The organism is Pseudescherichia sp. AS216, assembly GCF_037152055.1.
Taxonomy (GTDB): Bacteria; Pseudomonadota; Gammaproteobacteria; order Enterobacterales; family Enterobacteriaceae; genus Pseudescherichia.
Window position 1 is genome coordinate 303516 of record NZ_JBBCMV010000001.1, and the last position, 14367, is coordinate 317882.

Genomic DNA, 14367 nt, shown 5'->3' on the forward strand with positions numbered 1-14367 from the left:
CTACCCGTGGCGGGTTCCCCAAGTCATTTTCCCCTGTTGATCGTCTGCTTCTATCTCATGCATGGACTCATTGATTATCTTCAGACACTCTGCACCATGCTTGCCCTGCGCCGCAAGTGAGGCGGTCACTGCTTTGTAATATCGCAGTGATGAAGGTTTATCATAACTGTATACCATTCCCATTGTGCAGACCGTTGGTGTGCCAAAACGGTACATCGCCTCGTCTTTCTTCGTGATACGTTTATCCACCACATCCAGTATGCTGAGTGCTTTCGCCGGGGCGGTCACCAGTGCAAATCCCATCGCGTCGATAAACTCCTCCCCGAGGTCACTGTTTGTTCCTGGAACCAGTGAGGGGTACAGACTGATCCAGGCATTGTCTCCTTCGGCGATCCCCTCAAGGACGGTATCCAGCCCCCCGTTCAGCTCCATGCTTTGTAGAGTGGCCGGAGCACCGGATAGCTCAACTGACTGTCGTACCGAGGATGGGGTGACGGCTGCCAGCACAGACAATGGACAGGCTAACAGTATAATGGCCAATAATCGCCTCACCGGATAACCTCCAGCACGTCGTCTGAAGAGTTTGCTACCAGCCAACGGGTATGATGGCTCATGATGATGCAACCTTCTGAGGCCCAGCCGGGAACACCATGTGTTCTCTCGCCATGCATACGAAACAGACTGCGCCCGTAGGTATTCCCAGACTGCTGCTCCAGTTCAATGGTCAGCGGTCCTTTATGAGTCGTTATTGTCCCAATATGCCAGCGGCCACGTGGAATAGGCCCTAACCCTTTGACCTGTTCGCGGTCAGGTTTATTTTTGTTAGTCATCCGGCCGGAATAGCCAGTCTCAATATGTTTACCGTTATGGAACAACTCGCCGGTGCTTTGCTTGTAAGTCCAGACCATAAATCCCCCTCACGCCGTGCGACGCTCATTCCAGCTGTCAGAGTAAATAACATTACCGTCCAGATACGTCCAGGTGATGCGTTCGTAACTCAGGGTGACGTATTCCAGATGGTTGTGGATGGTGTCGGATTTGATATCAAACATGAACGGAGAAACACTGGTGACCCGGACATTCTCCAGCAGAGTAGTAAAATAGTTTTCCTCCTGGCCTGCATAATTAATGCGGTAAAACCGGAACTCAGCGGATTTTAGCGTCTGGCCGATAGACGCGGCCTTATAAAGATAGGTACTGGACGAATCCACCTCTTTGGTGAATCCGTATGCGCCATGTTCGCGCGTACCTGTCTGCTTGCCGGTGAGTGTATCCACCGGTACGCGGACATAATGATTCTGGGTGATTAGCTCAATGCTGCCCTCACGGTCCCGGACATCCACCGAGCCTTTGATGTTGTTGCCGCCATCGTCTTTAAGCCATAAATACACGCGTATAGCCATACAGTTTCCTTTCAGTATTAAAAAATAACCCAGTGAATAATAGGGTTATTTGTCATACAAAAAAGTGACTATTCGTGCGCAGGACGGGTCAACAAAAACAAAAAAGCCCGCCGAAGCGAGCTTTTTTGTTTTATGTGGCTGGGGTACGAGGATTCGAACCTCGGAATGCTGGAATCAGAATCCAGTGCCTTACCGCTTGGCGATACCCCAACAGGGTGCGTTCGCGTGAGCAAACGTCTTTTTAAATTGGCTGGGGTACGAGGATTCGAACCTCGGAATGCTGGAATCAGAATCCAGTGCCTTACCGCTTGGCGATACCCCAACAATTTTTTACGTCATAAGCATCTTAAAGATACTCATCAGAATAGAGTGGCTACTACGGGAATCGAACCTGTGACCCCATCATTATGAGTGATGTGCTCTAACCAGCTGAGCTAAGTAGCCAAATTGTACTGCTAATTACTCAAGACAACCGTGATAACACGAGAGTCGAAAAAAATGGCTGGGGTACCTGGATTCGAACCAGGGAATGCCGGTATCAAAAACCGGTGCCTTACCGCTTGGCGATACCCCATCCGTGCAACGCTTACTGGGAATGGTGCGGGAGGCGAGACTTGAACTCGCACACCTTGCGGCGCCAGAACCTAAATCTGGTGCGTCTACCAATTTCGCCACTCCCGCAAAAAAAGATGGTGGCTACGACGGGATTTGAACCTGTGACCCCATCATTATGAGTGATGTGCTCTAACCAGCTGAGCTACGTAGCCCTCTTTTTTTCGCGTTACCTTATCGGCGTTGCGGGGCGCATTATGCGTATTGGGCCTTTCAGCGTCAACACCTTTTTCAACGAAAATTGCCGGAATGTGACTGTTTGGTTAGGTTGCGAACAGCCTGACGTATTATTCGGCAATTATTGGTTATATCTTGATTTTAATTGAGAGATAACAGGAGTAAAACCAACAGAAACGGGCCCCGCAGGACCCGTTGTCATCATACCAGTTTATCCGTTAATAAGCGGACTGGTGAACGCCTACCGCACGGCCTGATGGATCGTTCATGGTTTTGAACGCTTCATCCCACTCAATGGCTTTTGCGGAGGAGCAGGCGACGGACGGACCGCCCGGCACGCACTCGGCTGCGCTGGCAACCGGGAACAGCTCTTCAAAGACTTCACGGTACAGATACGCCTCTTTAGAGGTTGGCGTGTTGTACGGGAAGCGGTAGCTGGCGGTTTCCAGCTGCTGGTCGCTAACCTGCTGCGCCGCCACCTCTTTCAGGGTGTCGATCCAGCTGTAGCCTACGCCATCAGAGAACTGCTCTTTCTGACGCCACGCCACGCTTGCCGGGAGATAGGACTCGAAGCACTCACGCAGCACATGTTTTTCCATTTTGCCGTTGCCGCACATCTTGTCCTGCGGGTTGATTCGCATCGCCACGTCGAGGAAGTTTTTATCCAGGAAGGGCACGCGAGCCTCCACGCCCCAGGCCGACATCGCTTTGTTAGCGCGGGCGCAGTCAAACATATGCAGCGCCTGCAGCTTACGCACGGTCTCTTCATGCAGCTCTTTGGCATCCGGCGCTTTATGGAAGTAGAGGTAACCGCCAAACACTTCGTCAGAGCCTTCGCCCGACAGTACCATCTTGATGCCCATCGCTTTGATCTTACGTGACATCAGGTACATCGGCGTTGAGGCGCGGATGGTGGTCACGTCATAGGTCTCAATGTGGTAAATCACGTCGCGGATGGCATCCAGACCTTCCTGCACGGTGAAGTGGATCTCATGGTGCACGGTACCCAGATGCTCAGCAACCGCCTGGGCCGCTTTCAGATCCGGCGCGCCTTCCAGGCCAACGGCAAAAGAGTGCAGCTGCGGCCACCAGGCTTCTGACTGCTCCTGATCTTCCACGCGGCGTGCGGCAAACTTTTTAGTGATAGCCGAGATGATAGAGGAGTCCAGACCGCCGGAGAGCAGCACGCCGTACGGCACGTCTGACATCAGGTGGCTCTTCACCGCATCTTCCAGCGCCTGACGCAGCTTGGCTTTGTCAGTCACGTTGTCTTTTACCGCGTCGTACTCAAACCAGTCGCGCTGGTAGTAGCTGCGGATCTCGCCGTCCTGGCTCCACAGATAGCTGCCCGCCGGGAACTCTTTAATGGTACGGCAGACCGGTACCAGGGCTTTCATTTCAGACGCCACGTACATGTTGCCGTGCTCGTCGTAGCCCATGTACAGCGGGATGATACCGATATGGTCGCGGCCAATCAGATAGGCATCTTTTTCGCTATCGTAGAGCACGAAGGCAAACATGCCCTGCAGCTCGTCGAGGAACTCCGGTCCTTTCTCCTGATACAGCGCCAGGATCACTTCGCAGTCGGAGCCGGTCTGGAAATCGTAGCGATCGCCGTACTCGGCGCGCAGGGCCTGGTGGTTATAGATTTCACCGTTAACGGCCAGGGCATGGGTTTTTTGGGCGTTGTAGAGTGGCTGTGCGCCAGCGTTGACGTCAACAATAGAGAGACGTTCGTGGGACAGAATCGCTTTATCGCTTGCGTATACACCGGACCAGTCAGGACCGCGGTGGCGCATCAGGCGGGAGAGCTCCAGCGCTTTCTTACGCAGTTCACCTGCATCCGTTTTAATATCCAGTACGCCAAAAATTGAACACATAACCTTCTCCGTTAACCCTGTTAGTTTGCCGACGTTGCGTCATCGCGTTGTCTTATTGCTTGATTAAGAAAATGCCGTAAAGCAGGGGCAGGCGCAAGGGTTTTAGCGAGGTGAAATTAAAAAGTGCAATCGCGATTGCCGAATAGTGAAAAAAGCACAGAGTTAGGCGTCGGTTATTGATGATTATGCATTTTTAAGCTGCTTTTTTTGATGTTGGTTATCTTATGGATAGATAAAAATGAAAAAACCACGCCAGGAGACGTGGTTTGCTCTGGTAGGCCCGTGCAAGCGGAGCGCTGCCGGGCGATACGCAGAGTTACTCCTCCAGCAGATGCTGCAGCAGCGAGCCGTTGAGCATGGCGCGCTTCACCAGCGCAAAGGCACCGATGGCCGAGCGGTGATCCAGCGTAGAGCGCACCACCGGTAGGTTTTTGCGAAATGCCTTCAGCGCCTGGGTATTGATGCAGCCTTCGATGGCGGGCAGCAGCACCTTCTCCGCCTCGACAATCTCACCGGCAATCACAATCTTCTGCGGATTAAACAGGTTAATAGCGATGGCAATGGTTTTGCCAAGGTGGCGGCCTACGTGCTCAATGACCTCGCAGGCCAGCGCGTCGCCTTTGTTGGCCGCTTTGCAGATGGCTTTAATCGAGCAGTCGTCCAGCGTGATGCGGCTCTGGTAACCCTGCTCCAGCAGGTGGCGCACCCGCTGCTCAATCGCGGCATTTGCCGCCACGGTTTCCAGACAGCCAAAGTTACCGCAGTGGCAGCGCTCTCCCAGCGGCTCGACCTGAATATGGCCAATCTCGCCGACGTTGCCGTTGCGGCCAATAAAAATGCGTCCGTTAGAGATAATGCCCGCACCGGTGCCGCGATGGACGCGCACCAGAATAGAGTCCTCGCAGTCCTGACTTGCACCAAAGTAGTGCTCGGCCAGCGCCAGGCTGCGGATATCGTGCCCGACAAAACAGGTCACCTTAAAGCGTTTTTCCAGCGCGCTCACCAGGCCCCAGTTCTCGACCTGAATATGCGGCATATAGCGGATCACGCCGCTTTCGGGATCCACCAGCCCCGGCAGGATCACCGAGATTGCAATCAGCTCGCGGGTTTTACGCTGGCAGGTATCAATAAAGGTGGCGATGGTGTTCAGCAGGGCGTGCTCTAACGTCTCCTGGGTGCGCTCCGGCAGGGGATAGTGCTCTTCCGCCAGCACCTTGCTGCTCAGATCGTAGAGCGTCAGGGTCGTATCGTGACGACCCAGGCGCACGCCAATGGCATTGAAATTACGCGTCTCGGTAATAATAGAGATGGCGCGGCGACCACCGGTCGAGGCCTGCTGATCGACCTCTTTAATTAAACCGCGCTCAATAAGCTGTCGCGTGATTTTCGTCACGCTGGCGGGGGCAAGCTGGCTCTGCTCGGCAATCTGGATCCGCGAGATAGGCCCAAGCTGGTCGATCAGGCGGTAAACAGCCGCGCTATTAAGTTGTTTTACGAGGTCAACGTTACCAATTTGAGCTTGTCCGCCTGATGTCATACTTTTACTTACTCAGTCATGACCTCGTTACCATTAACGATGGTCTTAATTACTTTAAAGTCGTGGGTAAACGCGGTCAGGTTCGCCACCATGCCGGGGGCGATACTGCCTAACTGTTTATCAACGCCGATGGCGCGGGCCGGGTAGAGCGTGGCCATACGCAGCGCTTCATCCAGCGCAACGCCGACATGCTCGACAAGATTCGCCACCCCTTCGATCATGGTTAATGCCGAACCGCTAAGGGTACCGTTCTCGTCTACACAGAGTCCATTACGGTAGTATATTGTTTTACCAGCAAAAATGAATTCGTCAATGACCGCACCTGCTGCCGCGGTAGCGTCGGTGACCAGGCAGAGCTTATCGCCCTTCAGGCGTTTTGCCATCCGAACGTTAGTGAAATCAACGTGTAAGCCATCAACGATAATGCCGCAGTAGACGTCAGCATCGTCGAGAACCGCGCCGGTAAGACCCGGTTCGCGTCCGGTGATATAGGGCATGGCGTTGAAAAGGTGGGTGGCAAAAGTGATACCTGCGCGGAAACCGGCCTTCGCCTCGACAAGAGTCGAATTAGAGTGGCCAGCCGAGACCACAATCCCGGCCGCCGCCAGTTTGCGGATCACGGCAGGATCGACCATCTCCGGCGCCAGGGTCAGCTTGGTAATCACATCGGCATTCGCGCAGAGGAAATCTACCAGATCGCTGTCCGGGCGGCGCACAAAGTCAGGATCGTGGGTGCCTTTTTTCACCACGTTGAGCCACGGCCCTTCAAGATGCAGGCCCAGCGCCTGGTGCGGATATTTCGCTAAATAGTCGCGCATTACCTGCACGCCCTGTTTCATCAGGTCATCGCTGGTGGTGATCAGCGTCGGTAAAAAGCTGGTGCAGCCCGATCGCTCGTTGGCGCGCTGCATGATCTCCAGCGTCTCTACGCTGACGGCTTCGGCAGTGTCGTTAAACTGTACGCCACCGCAGCCGTTCAGCTGCAGGTCGATAAAACCGGGGGCCAGATAAGCGCCGTTGAGCGAGCACTGCTCAATCGTTGGCGGCAGGTCTGCCTGCGGGCAGAGGCGGTCGATAAGACCATCAACGACAATCAGCGCGTGATCGTCCAGAACGTCATGGCCGGTAAAAATACGGCACTGGGTTAAAGCATACATAACAACCCCCGGGTAAAAATGTTACAGACCTTTGATATTTTCCGCTTCTAGCTCAGTGAAGTATTTGAGCGTCTTCACCTTTAGCTCCATGGTTGACGGTTCGTCGCACACCACCACCGCTTTCGGATGCAGCTGCAGGCAGCTAATCGTCCACATGTGGTTAACGTTGCCTTCCACCGCCGCCTGCAGGGCCAGTGCCTTGACGTTGCCCAGCACGAGGATCATCACCTCTTCAGCATCCAGCAGGGTACCCACGCCCACGGTCAGCGCATATTTCGGGACCTGATCAACGTCGCCGTCAAAAAAGCGGGAGTTTGCCACGCGGGTGTCATGGGTCAAGGTTTTAATGCGGGTGCGGGAGGCCAGCGAGGAGGCCGGTTCGTTAAACGCAATATGCCCGTCGTTGCCTACGCCACCCATGAACAGGTGAATTTTGCCGTAGGCGCGAATTTTTTCTTCATAACGGCGGCATTCTGCGTCAATATCCGGCGCATTACCATTGAGCAGGTTGATGTTTTCTGCGGGAATATCAACGTGATCGAAAAAGTTGCGGTGCATAAAGCTGTAATAGCTCTCTGGATGCTCTTTTGCCAGGCCGACATATTCGTCCATGTTAAAGGTTACGACGTTCTGAAAGCTAACCTGGCCCGCTTTGTGCATTTCAACCAGCGCTTTATAAGCGGTAAGCGGGGTGCCGCCGGTAGGCAGGCCCAGAACAAACGGACGATCCGCCGTAGGTTTAAATGCGTTGATGCGGTTAACGATATGGCGGGCTGCCCATTTACCGACCTGTTCGGCACTCGTCAGGGGGATCAGTCTCATTGTTTACCTCTACAAAGGGTGAAATTAACATTGGCGAACTGCAGCCTGTACGCTGTTAAGCGTAACTCAGATTGCGCCATAAGCGGCGGCAGTTCGCTCTGATTTTTTGAATCATAAAATAAGTTTTCGTTCTTAGCCAGTAACAAGGAGTGCAAATAACGATATTTGGTGATTGTAATCACAAAAAATGCGCGTTTAATTTGCGAGGCGAATTAAATTTCCACACACTTGAAAAGTCTGCGTAAAACGACCGCGTTACAGGGGTTGGTTTAACTATAAAAATGGTTAGTGATGAGGCTCAGCGGAGTTTCACAGGGGGGTATAAAATGAATATTCTTGGTTTCTTCCAGCGACTGGGGCGAGCATTACAGCTTCCTATCGCTGTACTGCCCGTCGCGGCGCTGCTGCTGCGATTCGGCCAGCCCGATCTGCTTAACGTCCCGTTTATCGCCCAGGCGGGCGGGGCAATCTTTGACAACCTCGCCCTGATCTTCGCTATCGGTGTGGCCTCGTCGTGGTCGAAAGACAGCGCGGGCGCGGCGGCGCTGGCGGGTGCGGTAGGCTACTTTGTGATGACCAAAGCGATGGTCACCATCAACCCGGCCATCAACATGGGCGTGCTCTCTGGTATCATCACCGGTCTGGTGGGCGGCGCGGTCTACAACCGCTGGTCCAACATCAAGCTGCCTGAGTTCCTGAGCTTCTTCGGCGGCAAACGCTTTGTGCCGATTGCCACCGGCTTCTTCTGCCTGATCCTGGCGGCGATTTTTGGCTATGTCTGGCCGCCGGTACAGAACGCTATTCACGCGGGCGGGGAGTGGATCGTCTCTATGGGCGCGGTTGGCTCCGGCATCTTCGGCTTCGTTAACCGTCTGCTGATCCCGACCGGCCTGCATCAGGTGCTGAACACCATCGCCTGGTTCCAGATCGGCGAATTTACCAATGCCGCAGGCACCGTCTTCCATGGTGATATCAACCGCTTCTACGCGGGTGACGGCACCGCAGGCATGTTCATGTCCGGCTTCTTCCCGATCATGATGTTTGGTCTGCCTGGCGCGGCGCTGGCGATGTACCTTGCTGCGCCGAAAGCGCGTCGTCCGATGATTGGCGGCATGCTGCTCTCCGTGGCCATCACCGCGTTCCTGACCGGGGTCACCGAGCCGCTGGAATTCCTGTTCATGTTCCTGGCACCGCTGCTGTATCTCCTGCACGCCGTGCTGACGGGTATCAGCCTGTTTGTTGCGACCGCGCTGGGGATCCATGCCGGCTTCTCCTTCTCTGCGGGCGCCATCGACTATGCGCTGATGTACAACCTGCCTGCCGCCAGCCGTAACGTCTGGATGCTGGTGGTGATGGGCCTGATCTTCTTCGCCATCTACTTCGTGGTCTTTACCTTCGTCATCCGCGCGTTCAACCTGAAAACGCCGGGTCGTGAAGAGAGTGATGATGCCGTGGTCACCTCTGAAGCCAACAGCAATACCGATGAGGGTCTCGATCAGCTGGCAACCAACTACATTGCCGCCATCGGTGGTAGTGACAACCTGAAAGCGATCGACGCCTGTATCACCCGTCTGCGTCTGACGGTAGTCGACTCCGCGCGCGTTAACGACGTGCAGTGTAAGCGTCTGGGCGCATCTGGCGTGGTGAAGCTGAACAAGCAGAGCATTCAGGTGATTGTGGGGGCAAAAGCGGAATCCGTAGGCGATGCCATGAAACGCGTGGTCGCCCGTGGCCCGGTGGCCGCAGCTGCCAGCGTCCAGCCTGCTGCGAACGCCCCGGCCGCTGCGGTTAAACCGCAGGCCGTCCCGAACGCCGTCACCATTGCTGCGCTGGTGTCGCCGGTAACCGGTGAGGTTGTTCCGCTGGAGCAGGTGCCTGACGAAGCCTTTGCCAGCAAAGCGGTTGGCGACGGCGTGGCGGTAAAACCAACGGGTAAAACCGTGGTCTCCCCGGCTGCCGGTACCATCGTGAAAATCTTCAACACTAACCACGCCTTCTGTCTGGAAACCGAAAAAGGCGCGGAGATCGTGGTCCACATGGGCATCGACACCGTTGCGCTGAACGGCCAGGGCTTTACCCGCCTGGTAGAAGAGGGCGCGGAAGTGGTCGCGGGCCAGCCGGTGCTGGAGATGGATCTCGACTATCTCAACGCCAACGCGCGCTCGATGATTAGCCCGGTAGTGTGCAGCAACATCGACGATTTCAGCGGTCTGGTCTTCCAGGCGCAGGGGCAGGTCGTTGCTGGCCAAACCCCGCTGTTTGAAGTGAAGAGTAAGTAGCCGTAAACTGCGGTTAATACGCGGCGGAGCCTGTCTCCGCCCTTTTTTTTGCCCTTCGTACGCTAATCCCCTCGCCATTCACGCTTTTTGTTGATCTAAGGGTTGTCTCCGCGTCCCGCTTATAAGATCATACTCCGTTATACGTTGTTTACGCTTTGAGGAACCCGCGATGAGTGAGGCAGAAGCCCGCCCGACTAACTTTATTCGCCAGATTATTGATGAGGATCTGGCCAGTGGTAAGCACAGCACGGTTTGCACCCGTTTTCCGCCGGAGCCGAACGGCTACCTGCATATCGGCCATGCAAAATCTATCTGCCTGAACTTCGGTATCGCCCAGGACTATCAGGGGCAGTGCAACCTGCGCTTTGATGACACCAACCCGGTTAAAGAAGATATCGAATACGTTGATTCGATCAAAAAAGACGTCCAGTGGCTGGGCTTCCACTGGTCGGGTGACGTGCGCTACTCCTCTAACTATTTCGACCAGCTGCATAGCTACGCCATTGAGCTGATCAACAAAGGCCTGGCCTACGTTGACGAGCTGTCGCCGGAACAGATCCGCGAATACCGTGGCACCCTGACCGCACCGGGTAAAAACAGCCCGTTCCGCGATCGTAGCGTGGAAGAGAACCTGGCGCTGTTTGAGAAGATGCGTGCCGGTGGCTTCGAAGAGGGCACCGCCTGCCTGCGTGCTAAAATCGACATGGCGTCGCCGTTTATCGTGATGCGCGATCCGGTTCTGTACCGCATTAAGTTTGCCGAGCACCACCAGACCGGCAACAAGTGGTGCATCTACCCGATGTACGATTTCACCCACTGCATCAGCGATGCGCTGGAAGGCATTACCCATTCACTCTGTACGCTGGAGTTCCAGGATAACCGCCGTCTCTACGACTGGGTGCTGGATAACATCACTATTCCGGTTCATCCGCGCCAGTACGAATTCTCGCGCCTGAACCTGGAATATGCCGTGATGTCCAAGCGTAAGCTGAACCTGCTGGTGACGGATAAAATCGTCGAAGGCTGGGACGATCCGCGTATGCCGACCATCTCTGGTCTGCGCCGTCGCGGCTACACCGCCGCCTCTATCCGCGAGTTCTGCAAACGCATCGGCGTGACCAAGCAGGACAACACCATCGAGATGGCATCGCTGGAGTCCTGCATTCGTGAGGATCTCAACGAGAACGCCCCGCGTGCGATGGCGGTTATCGATCCGGTGAAACTGGTGATCGAGAACTACCCGCAGGGTGAGAGCGAAGTGGTAACCATGCCGAATCATCCGAACAAACCGGAGATGGGCAGCCGCGAGGTGCCGTTTAGCGCCGAAATCTGGATCGATCGCGCTGACTTCCGTGAAGAAGCGAACAAGCAGTATAAGCGTCTGGTGCTGGGTAAAGAGGTGCGTCTGCGTAACGCCTACGTGATCAAAGCCGAGCGCGTAGAGAAAGATGCGGAAGGCAACATCACCACCATCTTCTGCTCCTACGATGCCGAGACCCTGAGCAAGGATCCGGCCGACGGTCGCAAGGTGAAAGGGGTGATCCACTGGGTAAGCGCCGCTCATGCGCTGCCGGTTGAGATCCGTCTCTACGATCGGCTGTTCAGCGTGGCAAATCCGGGTGCGGCGGAAGATTTCCTCTCCACCATCAACCCGGAGTCGCTGGTGATCAAGCAGGGCTACGCCGAGTCGTCTCTGAACGCCGCCGAAGCCGGTAAGGCCTACCAGTTTGAGCGTGAAGGCTACTTCTGCCTCGACAGCCGCTACTCCACGGCGGAGAAGCTGGTGTTTAACCGCACCGTCGGCCTGCGCGATACCTGGACTAAGATCGGCGAGTAATTTGCTCCCGCTCTGAAAAGAAAAACGCCGCGCATGCGGCGTTTTTTATTGGTGACGTCAGCGTATTACGTTGCTTCAGCCTGCAATTTTTTATCGTGACGGCGCAGCAGCACGACCTTGCTTTGCAGACGCTGCTGGAACTGATCGATCACCACCGCAGTGACAATCACCAGGCCCTTAATCACCATCTGCCAGAAGTCGCTGACTCCCATCATCACCATCCCGTCTGCAAGGAAGACGATGACGAAGGCACCGATGATAGAGCCGGAGACCCTGCCTCGTCCGCCTGCCAGCGCGGTTCCGCCCAGCACGGTTGCGCCGATAGCGTCCATCTCAAACATATTCCCGGTCATTGGGTGGGCAGTTTGCAGCTGAGATGCCACAATCAGCCCCACCAGCGCCGCGCACAGGCCTGAGAAGGCGTAGACAAACACTTTAACCTTGATGATAGGCACGCCCGCCAGCCGCGCGGCAGATTCATTTCCGCCGATGGCGTAAATGTAGCGGCCCAGCGGGGTTTTACGGGTCATGTAGAGGCCCAGCAGCAGGAAGCTCACCATCAGCCAGATCGGAATATAGATGCCGAGGATCGTGCCGGAACCTAAAATCGCGAAGCCGGTATTGCCTAACTCAGGCATGCCTACCAGGTTGGCATAGGTGCTGCCATCGTTAAACAGCAGCGCCGTGCCGCGGGCAACGTACATCATGCCGAGGGTACAGATAAAGGGCGCAACGCCCAGGCGCGTGATCACCGCCCCGTTGATCAGACCCAACAGAATGCCGAATCCCGCCACCAGTAAGATCACTTCCGGCACGTTAAAGAAGATAATCTGCGAGCCCCAGATCGGCAGGCCGTTGGTTAACAGCGCCCCGGCAACCATGCCGCACATGCCCGCCACCGCACCAACCGAGAGGTCGATCCCGCCGGTGAGAATGACAAGGGTCATGCCAATCGCCAGCAGGCCGGTAATCGCCACGTGCTGGGTCATGATCAGCAGGTTCGACATGGTCAAAAAGTTAGGCACCATCACGCTGAAGAAGCCTATGACGATCAGCAGGGCGATGAAGGTGCGCGCTTTGAGCAAATACATGTAGATCATATACTTTTTGTTCATTTCTCTCTCCAGCAGAGATCACTCCTGCGGTGTAGAAGCGCTGATTAATTTTTCCCGCGTCACGGAAGCACGCGGCAAATCTGCGGTGATACGGCCATCGGCCATAACCAGAACCCGGTCGGCCAGCGCCATGACCTCATCCAGCTCGGAGGAGGAGAACATAACCGCCAGCCCCTGATGCGCCATTTTGCCAATCAGATGATAAACATCGGTTTTTGCACCCACGTCGATGCCACGCGTTGGCTCATCCAGCAGAACCACTTTGGGTCCGGTCATCAACGCCTTACCCAGCACCACCTTTTGCTGGTTGCCGCCGCTTAGCGAGGTAATGGGCAGCTCCGTATCACCTGCTTTAATCGCGAGCTGTTCCACCATGTGGTTGACCTGCTGCTCCTCTTTCACCGGGCTGAGCAGGCGCAAGGCGCGGCGAAAGCCCAGCAGGCTCAGGTCGGTCAGCGTCATATTGCTTTTGATCGACATAAGCTGCACCACGCCTTCACCCTGACGATCCTCCGGCACAAGAGTAATGCCACGCTTAAGCCGCTGCTGGAACGAGCGCTTGTCCAGGCTTTCACCATCCAGACTGATGGTGCCCGACTGGCAGCCCATCATCCCCACCAGGCCTTTAAACAGCTCGGTACGTCCCGCGCCGAGCAGGCCATAGATGCCAATAACTTCCCCTTTACGCAGATCAAAAGTGACATCGTTTAATTTATACCCCCCGTTCTGGTGCAGGGCGGTCAGGCCGTTCACCTTCAGGATGGTCTCCCCGTGTGCGGCAGGGCTGTAGTCAAAGTGCTTTTTCTTGTCACCCACCATCTGCTCGATGATCCAGGGCACGCTGGCCTGCTGAACGGGACGCTCGCTGATAAAGCGGCCATCGCGGAAGATGGTGATGTGATCGCCAATCTCCATCAGCTCTTCCAGCCGGTGAGAGATGTAGATAATGGTCACGCCACGGCGCTTAAGCTGGGCGATAACGTTAAACAGTACCCGTACTTCCGACTGGCTCAGCGCGCTGGTGGGCTCGTCCATGATCAGCACCCGGGTATCTTTAGAGAGTGCGCGGGCGATCTCCACCAGCTGCTGATGCCCAATGCCCAATTCGCCTAACGGGGAGTAGGGATCAACGTTCAGCTCCAGCCGTTCAAGCAGGGATTTAGCCAGCTCGTACTGGTATTTTTCGTTAATCACGCCGCGCTGGAAGAACTCATTGCCAATGAAAATGTTGTCCATCACGTTCATATTGGGGAAGAGGTTCAGCTCCTGGAAAATAATGCTGATGCCGTGCTTTTCCGCCTGGTGAGTGGAGCCGAGGGTGACCCGCTCCCCGTCCAGCAGGATCTCGCCAGAGGAGGGCGTCTCAACGCCGGCCAGCATTTTCATCATCGTCGATTTGCCCGCGCCGTTCTCGCCAATCAGCACGTTGACCTGATTACGGTATACACGGTAGTTAACGCTATCGAGCGCGACTACCCCAGGGTAAATACGGGAGAGATCGCGCGTTTCAATAATGACCTCATCCGGCTGGGTCTGTTGCTCATTCAT

General features: G+C 55.4%; 11 protein-coding genes and 6 tRNA genes. 2 read left to right on the forward strand and 15 right to left on the reverse strand.

Going from position 1 to position 14367, the window contains the following annotated elements:
* The 13 genes from WFN61_RS01475 to nagB form a co-directional block, all read right to left on the reverse strand.
* On the reverse strand, positions 1-540 hold the full coding sequence (locus tag WFN61_RS01475) for a hypothetical protein (protein ID WP_312282823.1): 540 nt from the start codon (positions 538-540) through the stop codon (positions 1-3).
* Between the two features lie 8 nt (positions 541-548).
* Positions 549-908: a tlde1 domain-containing protein gene (locus tag WFN61_RS01480; RefSeq protein ID WP_144813631.1), complete on the reverse strand. Its 360-nt coding sequence runs from the start codon at positions 906-908 to the stop codon at positions 549-551.
* A 9-nt stretch (positions 909-917) separates the two neighbouring features.
* The gene (locus tag WFN61_RS01485) at positions 918-1403 is read right to left on the reverse strand and encodes an Hcp family type VI secretion system effector (protein ID WP_312282824.1); all 486 of its coding nucleotides are present in this window, start codon (positions 1401-1403) and stop codon (positions 918-920) included.
* A 135-nt stretch (positions 1404-1538) separates the two neighbouring features.
* Positions 1539-1613: transfer RNA gene (locus tag WFN61_RS01490), tRNA-Gln, on the reverse strand.
* A gap of 37 nt (positions 1614-1650) precedes the next feature.
* A tRNA-Gln gene (locus WFN61_RS01495) sits at positions 1651-1725 on the reverse strand.
* Positions 1726-1773: 48 nt separating this feature from the next.
* Positions 1774-1847, reverse strand: a tRNA-Met gene (locus WFN61_RS01500).
* A gap of 55 nt (positions 1848-1902) precedes the next feature.
* Positions 1903-1977 (reverse strand) — tRNA-Gln (locus tag WFN61_RS01505).
* 22 nt (positions 1978-1999) lie between these two features.
* Positions 2000-2084, reverse strand: a tRNA-Leu gene (locus tag WFN61_RS01510).
* Between the two features lie 9 nt (positions 2085-2093).
* Positions 2094-2170 (reverse strand) — tRNA-Met (locus WFN61_RS01515).
* A gap of 240 nt (positions 2171-2410) precedes the next feature.
* Complete coding sequence (gene asnB / locus WFN61_RS01520; protein WP_144813627.1) at positions 2411-4072, reverse strand: asparagine synthase B; 1662 nt, start codon at positions 4070-4072, stop codon at positions 2411-2413.
* A 316-nt stretch (positions 4073-4388) separates the two neighbouring features.
* Positions 4389-5609: a DNA-binding transcriptional regulator NagC gene (gene nagC, locus WFN61_RS01525; protein WP_144813620.1), complete on the reverse strand. Its 1221-nt coding sequence runs from the start codon at positions 5607-5609 to the stop codon at positions 4389-4391.
* 8 nt (positions 5610-5617) lie between these two features.
* Positions 5618-6766, reverse strand: a complete 1149-nt coding sequence (gene nagA, locus WFN61_RS01530; protein ID WP_337037336.1) for an N-acetylglucosamine-6-phosphate deacetylase — start codon at positions 6764-6766, stop codon at positions 5618-5620.
* A 21-nt stretch (positions 6767-6787) separates the two neighbouring features.
* On the reverse strand, positions 6788-7588 hold the full coding sequence (nagB, locus tag WFN61_RS01535) for a glucosamine-6-phosphate deaminase (protein ID WP_144813615.1): 801 nt from the start codon (positions 7586-7588) through the stop codon (positions 6788-6790).
* Positions 7589-7914: 326 nt separating this feature from the next.
* On the opposite strand from nagB, the gene nagE reads away from it, so the two are divergent.
* Both nagE and glnS read left to right on the forward strand, forming a co-directional pair.
* Positions 7915-9867: a PTS N-acetyl glucosamine transporter subunit IIABC gene (nagE, locus tag WFN61_RS01540; RefSeq protein ID WP_144813612.1), complete on the forward strand. Its 1953-nt coding sequence runs from the start codon at positions 7915-7917 to the stop codon at positions 9865-9867.
* Between the two features lie 169 nt (positions 9868-10036).
* Positions 10037-11704 (forward strand): glutamine--tRNA ligase, encoded by a 1668-nt coding sequence (glnS, locus tag WFN61_RS01545; RefSeq protein WP_337037339.1) that lies wholly within the window; start codon positions 10037-10039, stop codon positions 11702-11704.
* Between the two features lie 65 nt (positions 11705-11769).
* Here glnS and WFN61_RS01550 read toward each other — a convergent pair whose 3' ends face one another.
* On the reverse strand, positions 11770-12819 hold the full coding sequence (locus WFN61_RS01550; protein ID WP_337037341.1) for an ABC transporter permease: 1050 nt from the start codon (positions 12817-12819) through the stop codon (positions 11770-11772).
* Positions 12820-12837: 18 nt separating this feature from the next.
* Positions 12838-14367 carry a sugar ABC transporter ATP-binding protein gene (locus WFN61_RS01555; RefSeq protein ID WP_144813604.1) on the reverse strand — a complete coding sequence of 510 codons (1530 nt, stop codon included), beginning with the start codon at positions 14365-14367 and terminating at the stop codon, positions 12838-12840.